The organism is Gordonia iterans (genome assembly GCF_002993285.1).
GTDB lineage: Bacteria > Actinomycetota > Actinomycetes > Mycobacteriales > Mycobacteriaceae > Gordonia > Gordonia iterans.
In genome coordinates this window covers 3,411,434-3,434,337 of the sequence record NZ_CP027433.1, presented here as the reverse complement: position 1 = coordinate 3,434,337, position 22,904 = coordinate 3,411,434, and the positions used below count along the sequence as shown (strand labels likewise).

The 22,904-nt window shown below is 68.2% G+C and carries 26 protein-coding genes; 18 read left to right on the top strand and 8 right to left on the bottom strand.

Going from position 1 to position 22,904, the window contains the following annotated elements; all coding sequences use genetic code 11:
* Positions 1 to 5: 5 nt before the first annotated feature.
* Complete coding sequence (gene narH, locus C6V83_RS15855) at positions 6 to 1,676, bottom strand: nitrate reductase subunit beta (RefSeq protein ID WP_105943205.1); 1,671 nt, start codon at positions 1,674 to 1,676, stop codon at positions 6 to 8.
* A complete protein-coding gene (locus tag C6V83_RS15850; protein WP_105943204.1) occupies positions 1,676 to 5,437 on the bottom strand; it encodes a nitrate reductase subunit alpha in 3,762 nt (1,253 codons plus the stop codon). The genes narH and C6V83_RS15850 overlap by 1 nt, the downstream gene beginning before the upstream one ends.
* A gap of 76 nt (positions 5,438 to 5,513) precedes the next feature.
* Between C6V83_RS15850 and C6V83_RS15845 the strand changes: the two genes are divergently transcribed.
* Positions 5,514 to 6,575 (top strand): tellurite resistance/C4-dicarboxylate transporter family protein, encoded by a 1,062-nt coding sequence (locus C6V83_RS15845; RefSeq protein ID WP_159067537.1) that lies wholly within the window; start codon positions 5,514 to 5,516, stop codon positions 6,573 to 6,575.
* A 36-nt stretch (positions 6,576 to 6,611) separates the two neighbouring features.
* Here C6V83_RS15845 and C6V83_RS15840 read toward each other — a convergent pair whose 3' ends face one another.
* A complete protein-coding gene (locus tag C6V83_RS15840) occupies positions 6,612 to 7,673 on the bottom strand; it encodes a hypothetical protein (RefSeq protein WP_234353770.1) in 1,062 nt (353 codons plus the stop codon).
* Positions 7,674 to 8,201: 528 nt separating this feature from the next.
* Here C6V83_RS15840 and rpsH point away from each other — a divergent pair.
* From rpsH to map, 9 genes are all read left to right on the top strand, one after another.
* On the top strand, positions 8,202 to 8,600 hold the full coding sequence (gene rpsH, locus C6V83_RS15835; RefSeq protein WP_105943202.1) for a 30S ribosomal protein S8: 399 nt from the start codon (positions 8,202 to 8,204) through the stop codon (positions 8,598 to 8,600).
* 15 nt (positions 8,601 to 8,615) lie between these two features.
* Complete coding sequence (gene rplF / locus C6V83_RS15830) at positions 8,616 to 9,152, top strand: 50S ribosomal protein L6 (protein WP_105943201.1); 537 nt, start codon at positions 8,616 to 8,618, stop codon at positions 9,150 to 9,152.
* Between the two features lie 3 nt (positions 9,153 to 9,155).
* Positions 9,156 to 9,554, top strand: a complete 399-nt coding sequence (rplR, locus tag C6V83_RS15825; protein ID WP_105943200.1) for a 50S ribosomal protein L18 — start codon at positions 9,156 to 9,158, stop codon at positions 9,552 to 9,554.
* Between the two features lie 46 nt (positions 9,555 to 9,600).
* A complete protein-coding gene (gene rpsE, locus C6V83_RS15820) occupies positions 9,601 to 10,260 on the top strand; it encodes a 30S ribosomal protein S5 (RefSeq protein WP_105943199.1) in 660 nt (219 codons plus the stop codon).
* Positions 10,261 to 10,262: 2 nt separating this feature from the next.
* Positions 10,263 to 10,445 carry a 50S ribosomal protein L30 gene (rpmD, locus tag C6V83_RS15815; protein WP_105943198.1) on the top strand — a complete coding sequence of 61 codons (183 nt, stop codon included), beginning with the start codon at positions 10,263 to 10,265 and terminating at the stop codon, positions 10,443 to 10,445.
* The gene (gene rplO / locus C6V83_RS15810) at positions 10,445 to 10,888 is read left to right on the top strand and encodes a 50S ribosomal protein L15 (RefSeq protein WP_105943197.1); all 444 of its coding nucleotides are present in this window, start codon (positions 10,445 to 10,447) and stop codon (positions 10,886 to 10,888) included. Before rpmD ends, rplO begins: the two co-directional genes overlap by 1 nt.
* A 257-nt stretch (positions 10,889 to 11,145) precedes the next feature.
* A complete protein-coding gene (gene secY, locus C6V83_RS15805; RefSeq protein WP_105943196.1) occupies positions 11,146 to 12,483 on the top strand; it encodes a preprotein translocase subunit SecY in 1,338 nt (445 codons plus the stop codon).
* Entirely contained in the window at positions 12,480 to 13,028 is a 549-nt protein-coding gene (locus C6V83_RS15800; RefSeq protein WP_105943195.1) for an adenylate kinase, read from the top strand. Before secY ends, C6V83_RS15800 begins: the two co-directional genes overlap by 4 nt.
* 67 nt (positions 13,029 to 13,095) lie before the next feature.
* Positions 13,096 to 13,833: a type I methionyl aminopeptidase gene (gene map, locus C6V83_RS15795; RefSeq protein ID WP_234354010.1), complete on the top strand. Its 738-nt coding sequence runs from the start codon at positions 13,096 to 13,098 to the stop codon at positions 13,831 to 13,833.
* On the opposite strand, the gene C6V83_RS15790 is transcribed toward map, so the two are convergent.
* From C6V83_RS15790 to C6V83_RS15775, 4 genes are all read right to left on the bottom strand, one after another.
* Positions 13,817 to 15,049, bottom strand: a complete 1,233-nt coding sequence (locus C6V83_RS15790) for a glycosyltransferase 87 family protein (protein ID WP_234353769.1) — start codon at positions 15,047 to 15,049, stop codon at positions 13,817 to 13,819. The genes map and C6V83_RS15790 overlap by 17 nt on opposite strands.
* Before the next feature lie 50 nt (positions 15,050 to 15,099).
* On the bottom strand, positions 15,100 to 15,549 hold the full coding sequence (gene dtd / locus C6V83_RS15785) for a D-aminoacyl-tRNA deacylase (protein ID WP_105944015.1): 450 nt from the start codon (positions 15,547 to 15,549) through the stop codon (positions 15,100 to 15,102).
* A 96-nt stretch (positions 15,550 to 15,645) separates the two neighbouring features.
* Positions 15,646 to 16,548 carry a formate dehydrogenase accessory sulfurtransferase FdhD gene (fdhD, locus tag C6V83_RS15780; protein WP_105943193.1) on the bottom strand — a complete coding sequence of 301 codons (903 nt, stop codon included), beginning with the start codon at positions 16,546 to 16,548 and terminating at the stop codon, positions 15,646 to 15,648.
* An 83-nt stretch (positions 16,549 to 16,631) separates the two neighbouring features.
* Positions 16,632 to 17,039, bottom strand: coding sequence for a phage holin family protein (locus tag C6V83_RS15775; protein ID WP_105943192.1), 408 nt, complete (start codon positions 17,037 to 17,039; stop codon positions 16,632 to 16,634).
* A gap of 237 nt (positions 17,040 to 17,276) precedes the next feature.
* On the opposite strand from C6V83_RS15775, the gene infA reads away from it, so the two are divergent.
* The 8 genes from infA to truA all read left to right on the top strand — a co-directional run bounded on the left by infA (position 17,277) and on the right by truA (position 21,991).
* On the top strand, positions 17,277 to 17,498 hold the full coding sequence (infA, locus tag C6V83_RS15770) for a translation initiation factor IF-1 (protein WP_003418601.1): 222 nt from the start codon (positions 17,277 to 17,279) through the stop codon (positions 17,496 to 17,498).
* Positions 17,499 to 17,550: 52 nt separating this feature from the next.
* A complete protein-coding gene (rpmJ, locus tag C6V83_RS15765; protein ID WP_026917227.1) occupies positions 17,551 to 17,664 on the top strand; it encodes a 50S ribosomal protein L36 in 114 nt (37 codons plus the stop codon).
* 172 nt (positions 17,665 to 17,836) lie between these two features.
* Positions 17,837 to 18,205 (top strand): 30S ribosomal protein S13, encoded by a 369-nt coding sequence (rpsM, locus tag C6V83_RS15760; protein ID WP_105943191.1) that lies wholly within the window; start codon positions 17,837 to 17,839, stop codon positions 18,203 to 18,205.
* Positions 18,205 to 18,612 (top strand): 30S ribosomal protein S11, encoded by a 408-nt coding sequence (gene rpsK, locus C6V83_RS15755; RefSeq protein ID WP_105943190.1) that lies wholly within the window; start codon positions 18,205 to 18,207, stop codon positions 18,610 to 18,612. The genes rpsM and rpsK overlap by 1 nt, the downstream gene beginning before the upstream one ends.
* 22 nt (positions 18,613 to 18,634) lie before the next feature.
* Entirely contained in the window at positions 18,635 to 19,240 is a 606-nt protein-coding gene (gene rpsD / locus C6V83_RS15750; protein WP_105943189.1) for a 30S ribosomal protein S4, read from the top strand.
* A gap of 78 nt (positions 19,241 to 19,318) precedes the next feature.
* Entirely contained in the window at positions 19,319 to 20,371 is a 1,053-nt protein-coding gene (locus C6V83_RS15745) for a DNA-directed RNA polymerase subunit alpha (RefSeq protein ID WP_105943188.1), read from the top strand.
* Between the two features lie 60 nt (positions 20,372 to 20,431).
* The gene (gene rplQ / locus C6V83_RS15740; RefSeq protein ID WP_105943187.1) at positions 20,432 to 21,007 is read left to right on the top strand and encodes a 50S ribosomal protein L17; all 576 of its coding nucleotides are present in this window, start codon (positions 20,432 to 20,434) and stop codon (positions 21,005 to 21,007) included.
* A 90-nt stretch (positions 21,008 to 21,097) separates the two neighbouring features.
* Positions 21,098 to 21,991: a tRNA pseudouridine(38-40) synthase TruA gene (truA, locus tag C6V83_RS15735; protein ID WP_105943186.1), complete on the top strand. Its 894-nt coding sequence runs from the start codon at positions 21,098 to 21,100 to the stop codon at positions 21,989 to 21,991.
* 15 nt (positions 21,992 to 22,006) lie between these two features.
* Here truA and C6V83_RS15730 read toward each other — a convergent pair whose 3' ends face one another.
* On the bottom strand, positions 22,007 to 22,873 hold the full coding sequence (locus C6V83_RS15730) for a LysR family transcriptional regulator (RefSeq protein WP_105944014.1): 867 nt from the start codon (positions 22,871 to 22,873) through the stop codon (positions 22,007 to 22,009).
* Positions 22,874 to 22,904: the final 31 nt, after the last annotated feature.

Genomic DNA, 22,904 nt, shown 5'->3' with positions numbered 1-22,904 from the left:
GGGCGTCACGCATCGCGGGCCTCGACTTCGCTCGACGAGCGAGACACCGGCGAACCGTTGCCGTCCCAGTTCAGCAGGTTCACCCGGTCGCGGAGGGCCGTGGCGTCCGCGGCCCGGTCGGTGGTCTGCCGCTGCTTCAGCGCCTGGAAGGTCTCGACGGACACCGGTGTCGCGCGACCGCTCGCCTCGCCGAACGGGCCGGACTCGTACATGCCGGGGCCGTCGTCGTAGTCGAGCGAACAGGCCATCTCCTCCAGACGGTGCCCCTCCTCGGCGTGCGCGGTCGGGATGACGTAACGATCGGCGTACTTGGCGATCGCCATCAGGTGATACATCTCCGTCATCGACTCCTCGTCCATGCCGACCCGCGCCGGGATCCGCGCGTCCGGCTCGCGGCCGAGTGCGACGTCGCGCATGTAGCTGCGCATGGCGGCGAGCTTCTTCAGGACGTCCTCCACCACCGAGACGTCGCCGGCCGAGAACAACTCGGCCAGATACTCCAGCGGAATGCGGAGCGTGTCGATGGCGCCGAAGAGGTTGTCATGGCTCTCGCCGTCGTGACCCTGCTCGGTGAGCAGGTCGACGATCGGCGAGAGCGGCGGCACGTACCAGACCATCGGCATGGTGCGGTACTCCGGATGCAGCGGCAGCGCCACCCGGTACTTCTTGGCCAGCGCGTAGACGGGGGAGCGCCGTGCCGCGTCGATCCAGTCGTCTGGGATGCCCTCGGCGCGCGCGGCGGCGAGCACCTTCGGATCGGCCGGATCGAGCATCAGCTCCAGCTGCGCCTCGTAGAGATCCCGCTCGTCGGGGACCGACGCGGCGGCGGTCACGGCGTCGGCGTCGTACAGGAACAGACCGATGTAGCGGAGGCGGCCGACGCAGGTCTCCGAACACACCGTCGGTTGCCCGACTTCGATGCGCGGGTAGCAGAACGTGCACTTCTCGGCCTTGCCCGTGCGGTGGTTGTAGTAGATCTTCTTGTACGGACAGCCGGTGATGCATTGGCGCCAGCCGCGGCAGCGGTCCTGGTCGACCAGCACGATGCCGTCCTCTTCGCGCTTGTAGATCGCGCCGGACGGGCACGAGGCCATGCACGACGGGTTGAGGCAGTGCTCGCAGATGCGCGGCAGATAGAACATGAAGGTCTGCTCGAACGAGAACGTGATCTTGTCGGCGGCCTCGTCGCGCAGCTTCTGCATGATCGGATCGAGTTCCTCGGTGGCCGCCGAGCCGCCCAGGTCGTCGTCCCAGTTGGCCGACCAGGTGATCTTCATGTCCTCGCCGGTGATCAGCGACTTGGGCCGGGCGACGGGGATGTCGTCGCCGAGCGGCGCGGAGATCAGGTTCTCGTAGTCGTAGGTCCACGGTTCGTAGTAGTCGGCGAGCGTGGGCTGCACCGGGCTGGCGAAGATGGTGGCGAGCTTCTGCAGCCGGCCGCCGGTGCGCAGGCGCAACTGCTCGCGGCGGTTGAGCCGCCAGCCTCCCTTCCACTTCTCCTGGTCCTCGTACCGACGTGGATAGCCTTGTCCCGGACGGGTTTCGACGTTGTTGAACCACACGTATTCGGTGCCCGCGCGATTGGTCCACGCCTGCTTGCAGGTGACCGAACACGTATGACACCCGATACATTTGTCGAGGTTCATCACCATCGCGACCTGAGCCATGACACGCATCAGTAGGTCACCTCCTGGCTGCGCTTGCGGATGATCGAGACGATGTCCCGCTGGTTGCCCGTCGGGCCGAGATAGTTGAAGGCATAGGAGAGCTGGGCGTAGCCGCCGATCAGGTGCGACGGCTTCACCAGCAGGCGGGTCACCGAGTTGTGGATGCCGCCGCGCTTGCCGGTCGCCTCCGACTTGGGGACGTCGATGGTGCGTTCCTGCGCGTGGTGCACGTAGGTGATGCCCGCCGGGATGCGGTGGCTGACCACCGCACGCCCGACGAACACCCCGTTGGCGTTGACGCATTCGATCCAATCGTTGTCGATCACCCCGATCGCGCCCGCATCCTCCGGCGAAAGCCATGCTGTCGGCCCACCCCTGGAGAGCGACAGCATGAACAGGTTGTCCTGGTATTCCGAGTGGATCGACCACTTGTTGTGCGGAGTCAGGAAGCGCACGGCGATCTCCATCTCGCCGGTCGGCCCGAGTCTGGGTTCGCCGAAGAGCCGGTGCATGTCCAGCGGCGGTCGGTAGATCGGCAGTGCCTCGCCGATGTCGAGCATCCAATCGTGGTCGAGGTAGAAGTGCATGCGCCCGGTGAGCGTGTGGAAGGGCTTGTCCCGTTCGACGTTCATGGTGAACGGCGCGTACCGCCGGCCGCCCGTCTCACTGCCCGACCACTCCGGCGAGGTGATCACCGGCTGCGGCGAATCCTGGGTGTCGGCGAAGGTGATCCGCTTCTCCTCGGAACCCGCGGCCAGATCGACGAAGGTCTTTCCAGTGGTGCGCTCCAGCTTCTCGAAGCCGTCGACGGCGAGCTCGCCGTTGGTGGTGCCGGAGAACATCAGGATGGCCTCGGCGAGCTTCTCGTCGGTGTCGATCGCGGGCCGACCGTCGGCGGCCGGCGACCCACCGAACATCACCCCGTTGTTCGCGGCGAGCTTGGCGGTCTGCGAACCGATGTCGAAGGTGATGTTCTTGACGGTGAAGCCGAGCTTGTCGGCGAGCGGACCGACCGAGGCCAGCTTGTCGGCGATGGCGGTGTAGTCACGTTCGACGACGACGAACTGCGGCAGGTTCTTGCCCGGCACGCCGGGAGCGTCGCCGTCGAGCCAGTCGTCGACGATGCCGTGCGGATTGGCGGTCTCGCCGGGGGTGTCGTGCTGATTCGGGGTGGCGACGATGTCGTGCACCGTACCCAGGTGCTTCTCGGCCTGGCGGGACAGCTCCTGCGCCAGAGCGTGAAACAGCTCGAAGTCGCTCTTGGCCTCCCACGGCGGGTCGATCGCCGGGGTGAAGGCGTGCACAAACGGGTGCATGTCGGTCGAGCTCAGGTCGTGCTTCTCGTACCAGGTGGCCGCGGGCAGCACGATGTCGCTCATCAACGTGGTCGAGGTCATCCGGAAGTCGGCGGACAGGAGTAGATCGAGCTTGCCCTCGGGGGCCTCCTCGTGCCATCTCACCTCCCGCGGATGCGGGGTCTCCGGGTGTTCGGTCCCGAGCACGTTGTGCTGGGTGCCGAGGAGGTGCCGGAGGAAGTACTCGTCGCCCTTGGCGCTGGATCCCAAGAGGTTCGAGCGCCACAGCACCAGCGTGCGCGGCCAGTTCTCCGGAGCGTCGACGTCGTTGATCGACGGGGTCAGCTCGCCGTCGTACAGCTTCTGTGCGACGTAGGCGCCGGGGCTGGCGGCCTCGCCGGCGTCGACCGCGGCCTTCGCCTCGTCGGCCACCTGCAGCGGGTTGACGGAGAACTGCGGATAGAACGGCATCCAGCCCATCCGTGCGGACTGCGCGATCGCGTCCGCGGTGTGCGGGTGATCGAGGACCCCCTTGCTCAGCGGAGAGGCGAGCGCGGTGGTGGAGTAGCCGTCGTTGCGCCACTGGTCGGTGTGCATGTACCAGTACGACGTCCCCGGCTGCGTCCGCGGCGGCCGGCTCCAGTCGAGCGCGTTGGCGAGGGAGATCCAGCCGGTGATCGGACGGCACTTCTCCTGGCCCACGTAGTGGGCCCATCCGCCGCCGTTGCGGCCCATGCTCCCGGTGAGGTTCAGCAGGGCGAGGATGGCGCGGTAGGTGACGTCGCCGTGGAACCACTGGCAGATGCCCGCGCCCATGATGATCATCGACCGGCCCTGTGACTCGACGGCGTTCGTGGCGAACTCGCGGGCCACGCGGATCGCCGCCTCGGCGGGCACCGAGGTGATCTCCTCCTGCCAGGCGGGAGTGTAGGGCGTGCCGGCGTCGTCGTATCCGGCAGCCCAGTCGCCGGGCAGTCCGTCGCGCCCGACGCCGTACTGCGCGAGCATCAGGTCGAACACAGTGGTCACCAGGCGGTCGCCGATCCGCCGGGCCGGGACGCCGCGCCGCAGCACCGAGCCGCTGCCGTCGGGGTCGTCGAACGCCGGGATGCTGATCTGGACGGCGGTGGCCTCCGGGTCGTCGTGCAGGGTGAGGCGCGGCGTGACGCCCTCGAGGTCCAGATTCCAGCGGCCGGCGCCGGATTCGGCGTAGCGGAAGCCCATCGAGCCGTTCGGCACGATCACGGAGCCGGAGTCGTCGTCGAGGAGGACGGGCTTCCACTCGTCCTCGGGGTGCTGACCGCCGAGTGAGTTGGGGCCGGACGCGGTGCCGCTGCCCAGGCCGGAGTCGACCTGGTCGGCGGTGACGAATTTTCCGGGGACCAGCGTGCGCTCTCCGTCGTGCGACTGCTCGTCGAGTGCGACGAGGAAGGGCAGGTCGGTGAACTTGCGGACGTAGTCGGTGAAGAACTCCGTGGACCGGTCGACGAAGAACTCCTTGAGGATCACGTGCCCCATCGCCATGGCGAGGGCGCCGTCCGTGCCGGCCTGCGCGGGCAGCCACTCGTCGGCGAACTTGGTGTTGTCGGCGAAGTCCGGCGAGACGGTCACCACCTTGGTGCCGCGGTAGCGCACCTCGGCCATCCAGTGCGCGTCCGGGGTCCGCGTGACCGGGACGTTGGAGCCCCACATCATCAGGTAGGTCGCATCCCACCAGTCGCCGGACTCGGGCACGTCGGTCTGGTCGCCGAAGACCTGCGGGCTGGCGACCGGGAGGTCGGCGTACCAGTCGTAGAACGACGTCATGACGCCGCCGATCAGCTGCATGAACCGGGTGCCGACGCAGTGGCTGACCATCGACATCGCCGGGATCGGGGAGAAGCCGGCGCAGCGGTCGGGGCCGTAGGTCTTGATGGTGTGCACGTGCGCGGCGGCCGCCATCTCGATCGCCTCGTCCCAGCTCACCCGGACCAGCCCGCCCTTGCCCCGGGCCCGCTGATACGCGCGGCGGCGGAGGGGGTCTCCGGTCACGTCGGCCCACGCCTCGACCGGGTCCTTGCCGGTGGCCTTGGCCTGGCGATACATCTCGACCAGCACCCCGCGTGCATACGGGTGACGCACGCGGGTCGGCGAGTAGGTGTACCAGGAGAAGGCGGCGCCGCGCGGGCACCCGCGGGGTTCGTATTCGGGGCGGTCCGGTCCGACGCTGGGGTAGTCGGTCTCCTGGGTCTCCCAGGTGATGATTCCGTCCTTGACGTACACCTTCCACGAGCATGAGCCCGTACAGTTCACGCCGTGCGTCGAGCGGACGATCTTGTCGTGGCTCCATCGGTCGCGGTAGAAGACGTCGCCTGCCCGGCCTCCGTCGCGGAACACCGCGCGTTTGTCGGCGGTCTCGTCCCAGCGGGTGAAGAATCGACCTACGTCGAGGAGTGCCTGTGCTGCGTCGCCCTGAGTCTTCGGAGTACCGGCCATGATCCGACACTAGGCCGAATTAACAGAATCGATACTCATTTAAAGCAAATGCTGTGAGAACTGATGGAGGAAGTCCTTGGAGCACACCGCCGAAAGACGCTGGGGCGCCTTGCGGGACATGCGCCTGGAGCACTTCACGTTCGTCATGGCGACCGGGATCGTCGCCACCGGGGTCCGCAACAGCGGCGCCGATCTGCTCTCCTGGATCCTGTTCTGGGTCGCGTCGGCCGGATATGCGGTGCTGGTGATCGGAACACTGGCCGGGCTGGCTGCCGGCCAATGGGGGATTCGCCGCGAGTTTTCTGAAAGGGCTTGTCGCACACTGGCCTTCGTCGCTGCTGGAGGCGTGCTCTCGGCGTATGCGACCGGACGCGGTTGGACCGTCTTCGCGCTGGTGTTGATCGTCGTCTCCGGTGTCGCGTGGATCGCGATGCAGTACGCCGTGGTCGGCGCCCTGGTGGTGCGCGCCGGGGCCTCCCGGCGGCCGCGGGACCTGACGGTCTTCGACGGCACCTGGTTTCTCCTCGTGGTCTCCACCCAGGCGATGGCCGTGTCGCTGGGGGCGTGGTCGCGCGCCGCGGACTGCGATCTCGGCGCCACTGCGGCGGTGCTGTTCTGGGGCTTGGGCGTGCTCCAACTGGTGATCGTCGCGTGTCTGGTGGCCGACCGCCTGCTGCGGGCCGGGGTCAAGGCGGCAGACGAGGTGTCGCCGTACTGGGTGTTCCTCGGGTCCGGTGCCATCTCGATCCTCGCCGCCGCCGAGGTGCTGGGCACCCGCGAGGAGCAGGTCGTGATGCCGCAGGCGGTGGTCGGCGGCGTCGCGATGGCGTTGTGGGCGTTCGTCACCTGGATGATCCCGCTGACCGTCGCGCTGCAGCTCTGGCAGGCCGGCCGGCCCGGTGCGATCCGCGGCTATCGTCCCGCGCTCTGGGCGATGGTGTTCCCGATCGGCATGTACGGCGAGGCCACCCGGCAGCTGGGCTACATCCGGGGAGACCGCTGGCTCACCGAGCTGGGGCGGTGGGAGTCGTGGCCGGCGTTCGCGGTGTGGCTGGCGGTGTTCGCCGGGCTGGTGCTCACCGTGGTGCGCATCGCTGCGGGGCGCGCCGCGCGACACCCGTCGTCGTTTCGCTGGTGACCTGTGACGGATGTGAAGGTCCGTTCGGGGTGTCGCCTATCTGGTCACAGCGGGCGGGGTTCGGGGACGGGAAGCCGCGATCGGGCAGGTCGTCGAGCACGGGGTGGGGGCTCCGGGCCATCCACCGGCCCGGAGCAGGGCGCCCACCTTGGCCGCCGTCGTGCAGCGCAGCCGGGTCGCCTGGGCGTGACACAGGCGGACGGTGCGTCGTCGTGCACCCACCGCCGCGTCGAGGTCACGCTCGAAGTCGCGGGTCCGGGAGGCGGCGTCGTCGTGCCCGAGGCGGCCGTCGAGTTCGATGACGAGTCCCCAGTCCGGGTAGTCCAGATCGCGGAACCCCCGGCGGCCGACCGTGGTCGGGGCCTGGCGGACCGGTTCGGGGAGGCCGTGGGCGCGCTCGACTCCGGTGAGATAGGCGTGTTCCAGTACCGAGCAGGCGCCCCTCGCGGCGTCGTGCAGGACCCCGAGGAGAAACGCGCGACGGGGGAGTGTGGGACGCGACTCGAGTGCGGTGATCAGCTTGCCGGCGGTGGTGAGACGGGACTGCACGGCCGCGGTGAGGTGCGCGACGGCGCCGGTGTCGTCGTCGGCCTCAGCGGCCAGCTCGAGGTAGGCGTGCTCCACGCGCAACCGCGGCGGTGAGGCGTGCAGCAGCGCTCGCTCGGTGAGCCGACCGCGATAGTGGATCACGACACCGGCGCGTTCGGGGAGGTGACGGCGGTCGGGCACGGCGATGTGGATCGGGGCGTCGTCGTGCGCCGAGCCGATCGGTCCGCCTGCCGCGCGGATCGCACACTGATGACTCAGCGCGGACGGAGTCGTCGCGAGGGTCGCGATCCAGGCGCGCTGCTGCCAGGTCGGCGGCCCGTTGTGGGCGACGTACACGCCGCGGCGGTGCACGGTCCACTCCTTCCGGCGGAGCTTCCGGCGGATGTACGACGACGGGACACCCGCCACGAGGAGCTGCGCCCGGGTGGCCACGTCGTCTTGACGCCCGAGCAGTGCGGCGAGGGCGGGCGCGAAGGCGGGCTCCTCGATGGGCGGCGACTCGTCGTCGTTCGGCGTCGAGGTGGCGGGAGCTGGATCGACGGTGGTCATGCTGCGAGCGTGACGCGATCTCCCGCCGCGGGGAACCCCGACTCGGCCCGGTTGTGGAAAACCCGGCCGTGAGCCGCCGCTGTGGACAACGCGCTTCTCGCTCCGGCGCGGATGTGCCTCTCGTCCCCGGGAAGGTTGTGGCACGAGTGAAGGTCCGTCTCGTGTGACCGAGATGTGGTCACACGAAACGGGGCTCGGTGTGGCGGGAGTGAAGGTCCGCTCGCTGTTGCCGAGATGTGGTCACACGAAACGGGGCTTTCGGCTCGTTGCGCTCGCGCGACCGTTCTATGGGCGCCGATTTGGTGTCTGGGCCTCGGGTTTTCTACACTTGAGCGGTTGCCCGGGTGAACTGTGCCCCCGGGAGCCACAACTTCATACCTTCCCGGTGCCGGCGAAGAGCCAAGGGCATCGGAGGGGAAGAACCTTGCACAACTATCCACTTCGTGGAAGGCCCACCGCAGGTCGACGGGGTAACCCGACTGATCGGTGCTGTATGGGAACCGCTACGAGAAAGGTTGACGGTCAACCATGACCATGACTGACCCGATCGCAGACTTTCTGACGCGTCTGCGCAACGCCAATTCGGCGTACCACGACGAGGTGACGCTGCCGTCGTCGAAGATCAAGGTGAACATCGCCGAGATCCTCAAGCGCGAGGGCTACATCACCGACTTCCGCGTCGAAGACGCCGAGGTCGGCAAGAAGCTCACCGTGACCCTGAAGTACGGCCCGAGCCGCGAGCGCAGCATCGCCGGCCTCCGCCGTGTCTCCAAGCCGGGTCTGCGTGTGTACGCGAAGTCCACCAACCTGCCCAAGGTCCTGGGCGGCCTCGGCGTGGCCATCATCTCCACGTCGTCCGGCCTGCTCACCGACCGCCAGGCAGCCAACCAGGGCGTGGGCGGCGAAGTCCTCGCCTACGTCTGGTAAGGGGCGCAAAGAACAATGTCGCGTATTGGTAAGAACCCCATCGCAATCCCCGCAGGCGTCGACGTCACCGTCGACGGCCAGGCCGTGAAGGTCAAGGGCCCCAAGGGTGAGCTGAGCCTCACCGTCACCGAGCCGATCACCGTGGCCGTCGAGGACGGTTCCATCGTGGTGACCCGGCCCAACGACGAGCGCCGCAACCGTGCGCTGCACGGCCTCAACCGCTCGCTGATCGCCAACCTCGTCGAGGGTGTGACCCAGGGTTACACCACCAAGATGGAGATCTTCGGCGTCGGTTACCGCGTGCAGGCCAAGGGCAAGGACCTCGAGTTCGCCCTCGGTTACAGCCACCCCGTGCCGATCGAGGCGCCGGAGGGCATCACCTTCGCGGTGGAGTCCCCGACCAAGTTCTCGGTCTCGGGTATCGACAAGCAGCAAGTCGGCCAGATCTCGGCGAACATCCGCCGCCTGCGTCGTCCGGACCCCTACAAGGGCAAGGGCATTCGCTACGAAGGTGAGCAGATCCGCCGCAAGGTCGGAAAGACGGGTAAGTAAGACATGAGTGAAGCAACTATCGACCGCACCCCTGTCGGCAAGGACGCGTCGACCCGTCGTCGCACCGCGACCAAGCGTCGTCACTTCCGTCTGCGCAAGAAGGTCAACGGCACCGCCGAGCGTCCGCGCCTGGCCGTCAAGCGCAGCAGCCGCCACATCCACGTCCAGGTGATCGACGACCTGACCGGCCGCACTCTCGCCGCCGCCAGCTCGATCGAGGCCGACGTGCGCGCCGCAGGCGGCGACAAGACCGCCCAGGCCGCCAAGGTCGGCGAGCTCGTCGCGCAGCGCGCCAAGGCCGCAGGCATCGAGACCGTGGTCTTCGACCGCGGCGGCAAGGCCTACCACGGGCGCATCGCCGCCCTGGCCGACGCCGCTCGCGAAGGAGGGCTGGCCTTCTGATGAGCAAGTTCAACATGACCACGACCAAGACCGGAGGGGACCTCTGATGCCCGGACGTCAGCGTGACGGCGGAAACGGACCCGCCGGCGCCAACAACAGCAACGACAATCGCGGCGAGCGCCGCGGCCGCGGCGACCGTCGCGACAGCCGCGGCGGCCGGGGTGAGCGCGAAGAGCGCAACCACCTCGAGCGCGTCGTCACCATCAACCGCGTCTCCAAGGTCGTCAAGGGCGGCCGGCGCTTCAGTTTCACCGCCCTCGTGGTGGTCGGCGACGGCCAGGGCATGGTCGGTGTCGGCTACGGCAAGGCCAAGGAAGTTCCCGCGGCCATCCAGAAGGGCGTCGAGGAGGCTCGCAAGAGCTTCTTCCGCGTCCCGATGATCGGCGGCACCGTGACCCACCCGGTTCAGGGTGAGGCCGCGGCCGGCGTCGTCATGCTGCGCCCGGCCAGCCCGGGTACCGGTGTGATCGCCGGTGGCGCCGTCCGCGCCGTGCTGGAGTGCGCCGGTGTGACCGATGTCCTGGCCAAGAGCCTGGGCTCGGACAACGCGATCAACGTCGTGCACGCGACCGTCGAGGCCCTCAAGTCGCTGCAGCAGCCCGAAGAGGTCGCTGCCCGACGGGGACTCTCCGTGGAAGAAGTCGCACCGGCCGGCATGCTGCGCGCTCGCGCCGCCGCCGCTGCCGCTGCGACCGAAGGGAAGTAACCATGGCACAGCTGAAGATCACCCAGATCAAGGGCACCATCGGTACCAAGAAGAACCAGCGTGACAGCCTTCGCACCCTTGGCCTCAAGGGCATCCGCAAGAGCGTCACCCGCGAGGACACGCCGATCAACCGCGGCCTGATCAACGTCGTACGGCACCTCGTGACTGTCGAAGAGGTCAAGTAATGAGCGCTATCAAGCTGCACCACCTTCGCCCCGCACCGGGCGCGAAGACCGAGAAGACCCGTGTGGGTCGCGGTGAGGGTTCCAAGGGTAAGACCGCCGGCCGCGGCACCAAGGGCACCAAGGCACGCAAGAACGTGCCGGCCGGCTTCGAGGGCGGCCAGATGCCGATCCACATGCGGCTGCCGAAGCTCAAGGGCTTCAAGAACCGCAACCGGGTCGAGTACCAGGTCGTCAACGTGGGCGACATCGCGCGCCTGTTCCCCGAGGGCGGCACGATCGGTGTCGCCGAGCTCGTCGCCGCCGGCGCCGTGCGCAAGAACCGGCTCGTGAAGGTCCTGGGCAACGGTGAACTCAACGTCAAGGTGGACATCACCGCAGACAAGTTCACCGGCTCCGCCAAGGAGAAGATCGCCGCTGCCGGCGGCACCGCCACCGAGCAGTAAGACGCTCCTTGGCACACCATCGATGACACCCCGGTCAGGTGTGTCCCGCGAGAGCCCGGTGAAACACCGGGGACCGCAGGACGCGCCTGACCGGTGGTGTTCGGTGGACTGTTAGAGTTTTTGTTCTATGGGCCTTGAAGCAATCGTCTAGCGCCCTGGGCGTCCCGGCCGGCCGGGACTCCGCTTGCACTTGTATCGAGTAGACGCACCGAGCACCGCCGCGGTTCAACGGACCCGCGCGGTCGTAGGAGGAGTTAGTGCTTTCCAGCGTAGTGGCGACCTTCCGGACGCCCGAACTGAGGAAGAAGATCTTCTTCGTCCTGTTCATCCTCGTGCTGTACCGGCTCGGTGCGACGCTCCCTTCGCCCGGCGTGGACTTCCGCGAGATCAATCGCTGTGTGGACGCCGCCGCCCAGGGCGACTCGGCGCAGATCTACTCGCTGATCAACATGTTCTCCGGCGGCGCGCTGCTGCAGCTGTCGGTGTTCGCGATCGGCATCATGCCGTACATCACGGCCTCGATCATCGTGCAGCTGCTCACCGTCGTCATTCCGCGGTTCGAGCAGCTCCGCAAGGAAGGCCAGTCCGGCCAGGCCAAGATGACGCAGTACACCCGCTACCTGACGGTGGCGCTGGCACTGCTCCAGGCCACGGGCATCGTGGCGCTGGCCGCCAACGGCCGCCTGCTGCCCGCCTCGGGCACCGACTGTGATCCGACCGCGATCCTGCACAACAGCGACAACCTGTGGGTGCTGGTCATCATGGTCCTGGTGATGACCGCCGGCGCCTGCCTCGTCATGTGGTTCGGTGAGCTGATCACCGAGCGCGGCGTCGGCAACGGCATGTCGCTGCTGATCTTCGCCGGTATCGCGGCCCGCCTGCCGGCCGAGGGCCGCAACATCCTGAACGGCCGCGGCGGCCTGATCTTCGGCCTCGTCTGCGGTGCCGCGCTGGTGATCCTGCTCGCGGTGGTCTTCATCGAGCAGGGCCAGCGCCGCGTCCCGGTGCAGTACGCCAAGCGGATGGTCGGTCGCAAGATGTACGGCGGCTCCTCCACGTACATCCCGATCAAGGTCAACACCGCCGGCGTCATCCCGGTGATCTTCGCGTCGTCGCTGCTCTACATCCCGCAGCTGGTCATCAGCCTCACCCAGGGTGAGACCGAGGTGTCCGGCTGGAAGCTGTGGATCCAGACCAACCTGGTGGATCCGGGGAGCATGTGGCACATCGCGACGTACTTCCTGCTCATCATCTTCTTCACGTACTTCTACGTCGCCGTCACCTTCAACCCCGAAGAGCGCGCCGACGACATGAAGCGCTACGGCGGCTTCATCCCGGGCATCCGTCCGGGCAAGCCGACCGCCGACTACCTGAGCTTCGTGCTCAGCCGGATCACGCTGCCGGGCTCGCTGTACCTGGGCATCATCGCGATCCTGCCGAACCTGTTCCTGGAGATCGGCAACAACAACAGCGAGGTCGCCAACCTTCCGTTCGGCGGTACCGCGCTTCTGATCATGGTCGGCGTGGGTCTGGATACCCTGAAGCAGATCAATAGCCAGTTGATGCAACGCAAATACGAAGGATTCCTCAAGTGAGACTCGTCATCGTCGGACCGCCCGGAGCGGGCAAGGGCACCCAGGCGGAACTGCTGTCGGAGGCGCTCGGCATCCCGCACGTCTCCACCGGCGACCTGTTCCGCGCGAACATCTCGGAGGGCACCCCGATCGGTCTGGAGGCCAAGAAGTACCTGGACTCGGGCAATCTGGTCCCGTCCGAGGTGACGGTCAGCATGGTCCGCGACCGCCTCAACGAGCCGGATGCCGCCAAGGGCTTCTTGCTCGACGGCTTCCCGCGGTCGGTGGAGCAGGCGCAGGCCCTGGGCGGCATCCTCGCCGACCTGGGCACCGAGCTGAACGGCGTGCTGTCCATCGTCGTCGACGAGGACGCCGTGGTCGGCCGCATGCTGGCCCGCGGCCGCGCCGACGACACCGAGGACGTGATCCGCAACCGGATGCACGTCTACAACGAGGAGACCGCTCCGCTGCTCGCCTTCTACGCGGACGACATCATCGAGGTCGACGGCATGGGCGAGATCGCCGACGTGCAGCAGCAGATCCTCGCCAAGCTCGGCAAGGCCTGACCGGATAGTGGTTCGTTTCCGCAAGCGGAAGGTCGTGCCGTTCCGGTCGGCCGGAGAGCTTGACGCGATGGCGGCGGCCGGCGCGATCGTCGGCGCCGCGCTCGTCGCGTGCCGGGCGGCGGCTCGCCCCGGTGTGAGCACCCTGGAACTCGACGAGATCGCCGAGACGGTGATCCGCGACGCGGGCGCGGTGCCGTCGTTCAAGGGCTACCACGGCTTCCCCGGGTCCATCTGCAGCTCGGTGAACGACGTCGTCGTACACGGCATCCCGTCGTCGTCGACGATCCTCGCCGAGGGCGACCTGGTCTCCATCGACTGCGGCGCGATCCTCGACGGCTGGCACGGCGACTCGGCGTGGTCGTTCGGCGTGGGGGCGCTCTCGACGGAGGACGAAGAGCTCAGCGAGGCCACCCGACTGTCCCTGGAAGCCGGCATCGCCGCGATGATCGAGGGCAACAAGATCAACGACGTCTCGCGCGCCATCGAGGCCGGCACCCGGGCGGCCGAGCGCAAGTTCGGGCGCCGTTTCGGGATCGTCGACGGTTACGGCGGACACGGCATCGGGCGCGAGATGCACATGGATCCCTTCCTGGCCAACGAGGACAATCCCGGCCGCGGCAAGGAGATCCTGGTCGTCGGTTCGACGATGGCGATCGAGCCCATGCTGACCCTCGGCGGGCCGGATACCTCGGTGCTCGACGACGACTGGACCGTGGTGACCGACGACGGCACGCGTGCCGCGCACTGGGAGCACACCGTCGCGGTGACCGACGACGGTCCGCGCATCCTCACGCTGCGGCCGTAGCCGCCTCGCCCGCGCGCGGCGCCGCCGGGGCGCTCCGAAGCGCCCACGTGGCGCCGGCGATCAGCACTCCGAAGGTGAAGAGCGGATAGAGCCCGCCGATGAGCTGCTGCCACCACCCCCAGTCCAGTTCCCGATCCTTCCGGCTGGGCAGCAGCCAGTGCGGGCCCACGTAGAACAGCACCACGGCGAAGGCGACCGCGGCGGCGAAGCCGGGTCCGCGGTTCCGGTGCGCCAGCGCAGCGACCGCGACGACCAGGGCCGGCACCGCCCACACCCAGTGGTGAGTCCAGCTGACCGGTGACACGAGCAGGATCGCCGCGGCGTTGACCAGCAATGCGGTCAGCACGTCGCCGTCGGCGAGCAGACGCCGCATCCAGATCGCGGCGAGCGCCACCGCGATCACCGAGAGGGCCAGCCACAGGGCGGTCGCCGCCGTCTCGCCGAGCCCCGCGCGGAAGGCCAGGCCCTTGAGCGACTGGTTGCCCGCGAAGTACGGCGCGCCGATGCGGCCGGTCTCGGCGAGCGTGGAGAACCAGTACTGCCGGGAGTCCGACGGCGTGACCGCCCAGGCCACCACGATCGAGGCGAGGGCGGCCAGGATCGTCGTCGCGAATGCCCGCCAGTCTCGGCGCAGCAAGAACAGCAGCAGGAAGCCCGCTGGGGTCAGCTTGATGGAGATCGCGATGCCGATCAGCACACCGCGCGGCCAGCGTTGGCGCCGGTTGAGGACGTCGTAGGCGACGGCGGCCATCAGGAGGGCGTTCACCTGCCCGAAGCTGAGCGTCTCGCGGACGGGTTCCAGATACTCGGCCAGGGCCACGATCACCAGGACCAGCGCGAGCCGACGGCCGCGGTCCAGGGCCGGCGCGACCCGATCGAGCACCAGCCACACGGTCAGTCCGATCGCGGCGAGGGAGAGGCCGAACATCACCGTGCTCGCGGCACCGGCCGGCAGGATCGCCAAGGGCGCGAAGGCGATCGCCGCCAGCGGGGGATAGGTGAACGGAAGGTAGATGTCGCCGATCGGCGGGAGAGGGCCGTACAGGTCGCCGCCGTCGAGCCAGGTCTGTGCGCCGAGGCGGTAGACCATCAGGTCGAGGTAGCCCTTCCACACGCCCAGCATCAGACCGACAGCGGTGGACAGCGTCAGCGCCATCGCGGCGAGGACGATGAGACGCCGGGGCGGGGCATCCCGGAGACTCCGGAGAATCGGCACCCGGCAGAGACTACCAGCGCGTGGTCGGCCCACCTGTGCGGCCGGCGGGCTCAGACCTCCAGGATCAGCGTGACCGGACCGTCGTTGACCAGGGACACCGACATGTCGGCGCCGAACCGGCCGGTGGCCACCGTCGCGCCCAGCCGGCGCAGTTCGGCGACCACCGCGTCGACGAGCGGCTCGGCGACCGGACCCGGTGCGGCCGCGTTCCACGACGGCCGCCGGCCCTTATCGGTGTTCGCGTACAGAGTGAACTGGCTGATCACCAGGATCGGGGCGGCCAGATCGGCGGCGGCGAGCTCCGGGCCGTCGTCGCGGCGGAAGATGCGCAGCCGCCAGATCTTGTCGGCGAGCCGTGCGGCGTGGGCGGCGGAGTCGTCGTGGGTCGCGCCGACCAGAGCGACCAGGCCGAGGGCGCCGCCGGACAAGTCGAGTGCACCGACCACCTCGCCGTCGACGGTGACCGATGCTTGCGACACCCGCTGAACCACTGCTCGCACGAGCCCGAGAGTACCCATCTGTTCGGGGCCGGCTGCCTTCCGACCGCCCGGGTCGTGCGGCGCACCGGCGTTCCGCCCCGGGACTTCCGTTCCTCCCTATGGATCCCGTATGGGGCGGACCGGATCACCTGGGGCGCAATCGCGGGCCAGTGGCGCCGCATCGACGACCCGATCGGCCCGGCTGTACAGCACGAGTGAGTCTCCGCGCACGAACCCGGCCAGGGTGACGCCGCGCTCGACGGCGAGGTCCACCGCCAGCGACGACGGCGCCGACACCGCGGACAGAACCGGGATGCCGGCCATGGCCGCCTTCTGGACGAGCTCGAAGCTGGCGCGTCCGGACACCTGCAAGACGGTGTCGCGCAGCGGCAGCCGCCCGGCCTCCAGGGCCCAGCCCACCACCTTGTCCACGGCGTTGTGCCTGCCGACGTCCTCCCGCACCACCAGCAGCTCGCCGGTGCCGGCGTGGAAGAGTCCCGCCGCGTGCAGGCCGCCGGTCTTGTCGAACGCGGTCTGCCGGGCGCGCAGCCGGGCGGGCAGGTCTAGCAGGAACTCGGCGCTCACCGGGGCCGGGTCTCCGGCCGGATCGAAGCACGACGCCGCGGCGACGTCATCGATGCCGGCCTTGCCGCACACCCCGCACGCACTGGTGGTGGTGAAGGCGCGAGCGGTGGAGGCGGGCACGACGATGCCGGGAGCGAGGGTCAGATCGAGGACGTTGTAGGTGTTCTCCACCGCGCCGTCGGAGCCGGTGGCGACCGCGCCGGCGCAGTAGCGGGCCGCGAGCAGGTGCCCGCGCGCGGAGATCACGGCCTCGGACACCAGGAAGCCGGCGGCCAACTCCACATCGTGACCGGGGGTCCGCATGGTGACGGTCAGCGGCGATCCGCCCACGCGGATCTCGAGCGGTTCTTCGACGGCGAGCACGTCCGCACGGACGTCGGGGCCGTCGCCGCGGCGGACGCGTGTCACCCGCCGCCGGGCGGTGATGCGTCCCATCGCCCCGACGTTAGCGCAGCCCGCCCCGACCCGCCGTGCGTTCGGTGCGCCGCCGCCCCTCGTCGGCCCCGGTCGTCGTCGCCTCAGCGATACAGGTTGTCGACCTTGTCGGGCACCAGCATGGCGGTCAGCCAGCTGACGATCGAGATGATCAGGGCGCCGAGGATCGCCGCCCAGAAGAAGCTGTCGACCTCCAGCCCCCAGTGCGTGAGGTTGTTGGTGATCCAGGCGGTGATCTCCAGCATGAAGGCGTTGATCACGATGTGGATCAAGCCCAGGGTGAGGATGTAGAGCGGGATCGACAGAATCTGCACGATCGGCTTGACGAAGCCGTTGACGATCCCGAAGATCGCCGCGATCAGCAGCACGATGCCGAACTTGCCCCACCAGGAGCCGACGCCGGCGAAGTCGAACGAGAGTCCCGGCACCAGTTCCACCGCCACCCACAGGGAGAACGCGGTGAACACAGTCCGGATCAGGAAGGCCTTCATGGCTCCACTCTCTCAAAGGTTCGCCGGGCGCGGGACGGTCCGTCGCCGGTTTGGCCGACCGGCCCGGCGCGCGTACTATGGATTCTCGGTGCGTCGTGCGGTACTCGCATGCCTGTTCCCGCCCGTTCCCCGTGAACGATCGGGGCGGGCGGACGACGACGTTCGATGTGCCGACCGTAGCGGAAAACCAAGGATTCAACCGGGAGACGCGCGTCGTCGCCCAGGATCGCGGAGGACATGGCTAAGAAAGACGGAGCCATTGAGGTTGAGGGTCGTGTAGTCGAGCCCCTGCCCAATGCGATGTTTCGCATTGAGCTGGAGAACGGACACAAGGTTCTCGCCCACATCAGCGGCAAGATGCGGCAGCACTACATCCGTATCCTGCCGGAGGATCGTGTCGTCGTGGAGCTCTCGCCCTACGACCTGAGCCGCGGCCGGATCGTCTACCGCTACAAGTAGGCCCCCGCCCGGGCGTCGATGACCCGGGAGATGGAAATAAGGAGAAGCTGACGTGAAGGTCAAGCCGAGCGTCAAGCCGATCTGCGAGAAGTGCAAGGTGATCCGCCGTAACGGCCGGGTCATGGTGATCTGCGAAAACCTGCGTCACAAGCAGCGTCAGGGCTGATCAGCGTCCTTCTTCAGGTCGCTTGAAGAACACAATTGAATATGGCAACGAATGAACTCCCAGCACCAGCGGCCACAGACGCGTGACCGCCGACCCCCGGACCAGAGGCCGGGGCCCGTCGCAGAGGCGGGACGGACTGGGAGCAGACCTCTGAAAATCAAAGGAACACCACATGGCACGTCTTGCTGGTGTGGATCTCCCCCGCGAGAAGCGGCTGGAGATCGCACTGACGTACATCTACGGAGTTGGTCGTACCACCTCCAAGGAGATCCTGGCCGCCACCGGCCTGAGCCCGGACCTGCGGGCCAAGGATCTCACCGACTCGGACGTCTCGAAGCTTCGCGAGTACATCGAGTCGAACGTGAAGGTCGAGGGTGACCTGCGCCGCGAGGTTCAGGCCGACATCCGTCGCAAGATCGAGATCGGCTGCTACCAGGGTCTGCGCCACCGTCGTGGCCTGCCCGTCCACGGTCAGCGCACCAAGACCAACGCCCGCACTCGTAAGGGCCCGAAGAAGACCATCGCCGGGAAGAAGAAGTAATGCCCCCCAAGTCACGCAGTGCCGGCCCCAAGAAGGGCACACGCCGTCGCGATAAGAAGAACGTTCCGCACGGCCACGCACACATCAAGTCGACGTTCAACAACACCATCGTGTCGATCACCGATCCCGAGGGCAACGTGATCAGCTGGGCTTCGTCCGGCCACGTGGGCTTCAAGGGTTCGCGCAAGAGCACCCCGTTCGCCGCGCAGCTCGCTGCCGAGAACGCCGCGCGCAAGGCGCAGGAGAACGGCGTCAAGAAGGTCGACGTCTTCGTCAAGGGCCCGGGTTCGGGCCGCGAGACCGCCATCCGTTCGCTGCAGGCAGCCGGCCTCGAGGTCGGCACCATCTCCGACGTGACCCCGCAGCCCCACAACGGCTGCCGTCCGCCGAAGCGGCGCCGGGTCTAGCGGGAAAGGAAAGTAGAGAAACATGGCTCGTTATACCGGCCCCGCAACCAAGAAGTCCCGTCGTCTCCGCGTCGACCTGATCGGTGGAGACCAGGCGTACGAACGTCGCCCGTACCCGCCCGGCCAGCACGGTCGCGCGCGGATCAAGGAGACCGAGTACCTGCTCCAGCTGCAGGAGAAGCAGAAGGCCCGCTTCACCTACGGCGTCATGGAGAAGCAGTTCCGTCGCTACTACGAGGAGGCCAACCGCCGCTCGGGTAAGACCGGCGACGAGTTGCTGAAGATCCTCGAGACCCGCCTGGACAACGTCGTCTACCGGGCCGGCCTGGCCCGCACGCGCCGTCAGGCCCGTCAGCTGGTCAGCCACGGCCACTTCACCGTGAACGGTGTCTCCGTGGACGTCCCGAGCTACCGGGTCAGCCAGTACGACATCATCGACGTGAAGCCGAAGTCGCTCGGCACCCTGCCGTTCCAGGTCGCCAAGGAGACCCTGGGCGACCGCCCGGTTCCGGCCTGGCTGCAGGTGGTCCCGTCGACGCTGCGCATCCTCGTGCACTCGGTGCCCGAGCGCGCGCAGATCGACGTGCCCCTCACCGAGCAGCTCATCGTCGAGTACTACAGCAAGTAACCGCCGCAGCAGCGACAGCTGTTCGGTCACCCTCGTACGCCGTCATATAGCGGGCGGCAAAGGAGAAATCACTCACCAATGCTCATCTCACAGCGACCCATTCTGTCCGAAGAGGTCATCGCCGAGAACCGGTCCAAGTTCGTCATCGAGCCGCTGGAGCCGGGCTTCGGCTACACGCTCGGCAACTCGCTGCGGCGCACGCTGCTCTCGTCCATCCCGGGCGCGGCGGTCACCAGCATCCGCATCGACGGCGTGCTCCACGAGTTCACCACCGTCCCGGGTGTGAAGGAAGACGTCACCGACATCATCCTGAACCTCAAGGGCCTCGTGGTCAGTTCGGAAGAGGACGAGCCGGTCACCATGTACGTCCGCAAGCAGGGTCCCGGTGCGGTCACCGGCGCCGACATCGTGCCCCCGGCCGGTGTCACGGTGCACAACCCGGACCTGCACATCGCGACCCTCAACGACAAGGGCAAGCTCGAGATCGAGCTCGTCGTCGAGCGGGGCCGCGGCTACGTGCCGGCCGTGCAGAACAAGGCCACCGGTGCCGAGATCGGCCGTATCCCGGTCGACTCGATCTACTCGCCGGTCCTCAAGGTGACCTACAAGGTCGAGGCCACCCGCGTCGAGCAGCGCACCGACTTCGATCGTCTGGTGCTCGACGTGGAGACCAAGAACTCCATCACCGCGCGGGACGCCCTGGCGTCGGCCGGTAAGACCCTGGTCGAGCTCTTCGGCCTGGCTCGGGAGCTCAACGTCGAGGCCGAGGGCATCGAGATCGGCCCGTCACCGCAGGAAGCTGATCACATCGCCGCGTTCAGCCTGCCGATCGAGGATCTGGAGCTGACCGTCCGGTCGTACAACTGCCTCAAGCGCGAGGGTGTGCACACCGTCGGCGAGTTGGTGGCCCGTACCGAGTCGGACCTGCTCGACATCCGCAACTTCGGTCAGAAGTCGATCGACGAGGTGAAGGTGAAGCTGCACGGTCTGGGTCTGTCGCTCAAGGACAGCCCGGCCAGCTTCGATCCGTCGCAGGTCGCCGGGTACGATCCGGCCACCGGTACCTGGAGTGACGAGGCGTCGTACACCGACGACTCCGGTGAAGATTTCGCCGAGACCGAGCAGCTGTAGCTCGTCAGACCATCAAAGAGACTGCCGGTCTGCGATCGGCGCCCCTCCTAGGAGAATTCCATGCCCAAGCCCACTAAGGGTGCCCGCCTCGGCGGGTCGGCCAGCCACCAGAAGGCGATCCTCGCCAACCTGGCGACGGCGCTCTTCGAGCACGGCCGCATCACCACCACCGAAGCCAAGGCCAAGCGGCTCCGCCCGTACGCCGAGAAGCTGATCACTCATGCGAAGGCCGGCGAGCTCGCCAACCGTCGCCAGGTGCTCAAGGACATCCGCGACAAGGACGTCGTCGCCAAGCTGTTCGACGACATCGCGCCGCTGTACTCCGGTCGCGACGGCGGATACACCCGCATCATCAAGACCCTGCCGCGCAAGGGCGACAACGCGCCGATGGCCGTGATCGCTCTGGTCACCGAGCAGACCGCGTCGAACGAGGCCAGCCGGGCCACCCGCGCCGCCGCCTCCAAGAAGGCCGCTGCCGAGAACCCGGTCGCCGAGGTGATCGACGAGGCCACCCCGGCCGAGGTCTCCAACGCCGAGGCCGTGTCCGAGGGTGCCGACGAGAACCAGGCCGCGGCCACCGCGGACGAGGCTCTCGCCGAGGGCGCCGACGTCGACGGTTCGAACGAAGAGAAGTAGGCAGGCCTCCCGTTTCGGGAGACGCCTGTAGACGCACCCGCTGGTTCCCGTGAGGAGCCGGCGGGTTCGTCGTATCGGAGGGAGGCCGGCGTGGAGCCGGAACACGAGTCGCCGCGGCTGCGCTTGCTGATCGGGTACGACGGCACCGACTTCTCCGGCTGGGCGACCCAGCCCGGCCGGCGCACGGTCTGCGAGACCCTCGAGGCGACGCTGTCGACGGTGCTGCGGATGCCCGTCCGGCTCACCGTCGCCGGACGGACCGACGCGGGTGTGCACGCCACCGGACAGGTGGCGCACTGCGACGTTCCCGCGGCGGCCCTGGCGACTCGGTCGATCGACGGCGATCCCGGGCGCCTGGTCCGTCGACTCGCGAAGATGCTGCCCGACGACGTGCGGGTCAAGTCGGTCGACGCGGTGCCGCACGATTTCGATGCCCGCTTCTCGGCGCTCGCCCGGCGCTACGAGTACCGCCTGTCGGACGCGCCGTGGGGCGCCGAACCGCTGTCGGCACGACGCACCGCCGACTGGCGGCGTCCGCTCGACCCCGAGGCGATGAACCAGGCCTCGGCCGCCCTGCTGGGGCTGAACGACTTCGCCGCCTTCTGCCGGTTCCGGGAGGGCTCTACGACGATCCGTGAGCTCCAGGAGTTCTCCTGGCGGCGTGACGACGACGGGGTGCTGATCGGTCGGGTGAAGGCCGACGCCTTCTGCTGGTCGATGGTGCGCTCGCTGGTCGGAGCCGTGGCCTCGGTGGGCGAAGGCCGCCGCAGCGTCGACTGGTGCGTCGCGCTGCTGAACGAGCGGACGCGCAGCGCCCAGGTGCCGGTCGCACAGGCGCGCGGCCTCACCCTCGCTGAGGTGTATTACCCGCCGCCGCAGGAGTGGGCGGCGCGCAACGCGGTGACGAGGGACGTGCGGGACGCCGCAGACGTGGACGGCGGCGGGACGGCGGGCGGCCCCTCGGGCGGCTGCTGCGGCGGCTGATCTGCGTGGCCGCACTCACCTGCGGCTGTATCCGTGCGAGAGTTCGGCGAGCAGCTCGGCCACGAGCGGATTGGGCGTCGCATCCGCGCGGAGCACCGCCGACACCGGCAGGGTGAACTCCAGTCCGCGACGGCAGACCAGGCCGGGCACCAGCGGGTCGTCGTACAGGATGGACCAGCATTCCGGGTGGTTGATGAGCTCGAAGGCCACCGAATGTCCCGGCCGCACCACCGGCCCGTAGATCACCTGCGCGTCGGCCCGGGCGAAGACACGTTCGACCAGCTGGTGCAGCAGAAGCTGCTGTTCGGCGGGCGGGAGAATCAGCGGAAACTCCGACAGTTCGCGCGGGGCCGGCGCGCGCCCCAGGCCGGCCAGCGGATGCCGTGACGGGAAGGTCAGCACCGGCTGGTCCACCCAGAGGGGATCGAGGTAGAGGTCGTCGCGGTCGACGCCGCCGCGGACCAGCGCCAGGTCGGCCTCCCCGGATGCGACGGCGTCGATCCGCTGCCCGAACGGCTTGATGAGAAAGTCGATCTCGGCCTCCGGGTGGCGTTCGCGGACGGTCGCCACCGCGCTGAGCGCGGCTCGGGCAAACGACATGTTGGCGGTGATGCGCACCCGATCAGGTCGGGGAACCACCGCGGCGACAGCCTCGTCGCGCAGCCGCAGCAGTTCCCGAGCGCGCGGGACCAGCAGTTCTCCGGCGTCGGTGAGCGTCACCGAGCGGGCCGCACGGTCGAACAGCTCCACGCCCAGCTCGCGCTCGAGGGCGGCGATCTGATGGCTCACCGCCGACTGCGACACGAAGCTGGCCTTAGCCGCGCGGGAGAAGCCGCCGCACTCGGCGACGGCCACCAGGTACTCGAGCTGCCGGAACTCCATGACCTCAGTGTATGAACAGAACAGATGGATG

What these genes read in the sequence shown, in the direction of transcription:
- narH (WP_105943205.1), bottom strand. Translation starts at nt 1,676, where the DNA reads ATGCGTGTCATGGCTCAGGTCGCGATGGTGATGAACCTCGACAAATGT.
- C6V83_RS15850 (WP_105943204.1), bottom strand. Translation starts at nt 5,437, where the DNA reads ATGGCCGGTACTCCGAAGACTCAGGGCGACGCAGCACAGGCACTCCTC.
- C6V83_RS15840 (WP_234353770.1), bottom strand. Translation starts at nt 7,673, where the DNA reads ATGACCACCGTCGATCCAGCTCCCGCCACCTCGACGCCGAACGACGAC.
- rpsH (WP_105943202.1), top strand. Translation starts at nt 8,202, where the DNA reads ATGACCATGACTGACCCGATCGCAGACTTTCTGACGCGTCTGCGCAAC.
- rplF (WP_105943201.1), top strand. Translation starts at nt 8,616, where the DNA reads ATGTCGCGTATTGGTAAGAACCCCATCGCAATCCCCGCAGGCGTCGAC.
- rplR (WP_105943200.1), top strand. Translation starts at nt 9,156, where the DNA reads ATGAGTGAAGCAACTATCGACCGCACCCCTGTCGGCAAGGACGCGTCG.
- rpsE (WP_105943199.1), top strand. Translation starts at nt 9,601, where the DNA reads ATGCCCGGACGTCAGCGTGACGGCGGAAACGGACCCGCCGGCGCCAAC.
- rpmD (WP_105943198.1), top strand. Translation starts at nt 10,263, where the DNA reads ATGGCACAGCTGAAGATCACCCAGATCAAGGGCACCATCGGTACCAAG.
- rplO (WP_105943197.1), top strand. Translation starts at nt 10,445, where the DNA reads ATGAGCGCTATCAAGCTGCACCACCTTCGCCCCGCACCGGGCGCGAAG.
- map (WP_234354010.1), top strand. Translation starts at nt 13,096, where the DNA reads ATGGCGGCGGCCGGCGCGATCGTCGGCGCCGCGCTCGTCGCGTGCCGG.
- fdhD (WP_105943193.1), bottom strand. Translation starts at nt 16,548, where the DNA reads ATGGGACGCATCACCGCCCGGCGGCGGGTGACACGCGTCCGCCGCGGC.
- C6V83_RS15775 (WP_105943192.1), bottom strand. Translation starts at nt 17,039, where the DNA reads ATGAAGGCCTTCCTGATCCGGACTGTGTTCACCGCGTTCTCCCTGTGG.
- infA (WP_003418601.1), top strand. Translation starts at nt 17,277, where the DNA reads ATGGCTAAGAAAGACGGAGCCATTGAGGTTGAGGGTCGTGTAGTCGAG.
- rpsM (WP_105943191.1), top strand. Translation starts at nt 17,837, where the DNA reads ATGGCACGTCTTGCTGGTGTGGATCTCCCCCGCGAGAAGCGGCTGGAG.
- rpsK (WP_105943190.1), top strand. Translation starts at nt 18,205, where the DNA reads ATGCCCCCCAAGTCACGCAGTGCCGGCCCCAAGAAGGGCACACGCCGT.
- rpsD (WP_105943189.1), top strand. Translation starts at nt 18,635, where the DNA reads ATGGCTCGTTATACCGGCCCCGCAACCAAGAAGTCCCGTCGTCTCCGC.
- C6V83_RS15745 (WP_105943188.1), top strand. Translation starts at nt 19,319, where the DNA reads ATGCTCATCTCACAGCGACCCATTCTGTCCGAAGAGGTCATCGCCGAG.
- rplQ (WP_105943187.1), top strand. Translation starts at nt 20,432, where the DNA reads ATGCCCAAGCCCACTAAGGGTGCCCGCCTCGGCGGGTCGGCCAGCCAC.
- C6V83_RS15730 (WP_105944014.1), bottom strand. Translation starts at nt 22,873, where the DNA reads ATGGAGTTCCGGCAGCTCGAGTACCTGGTGGCCGTCGCCGAGTGCGGC.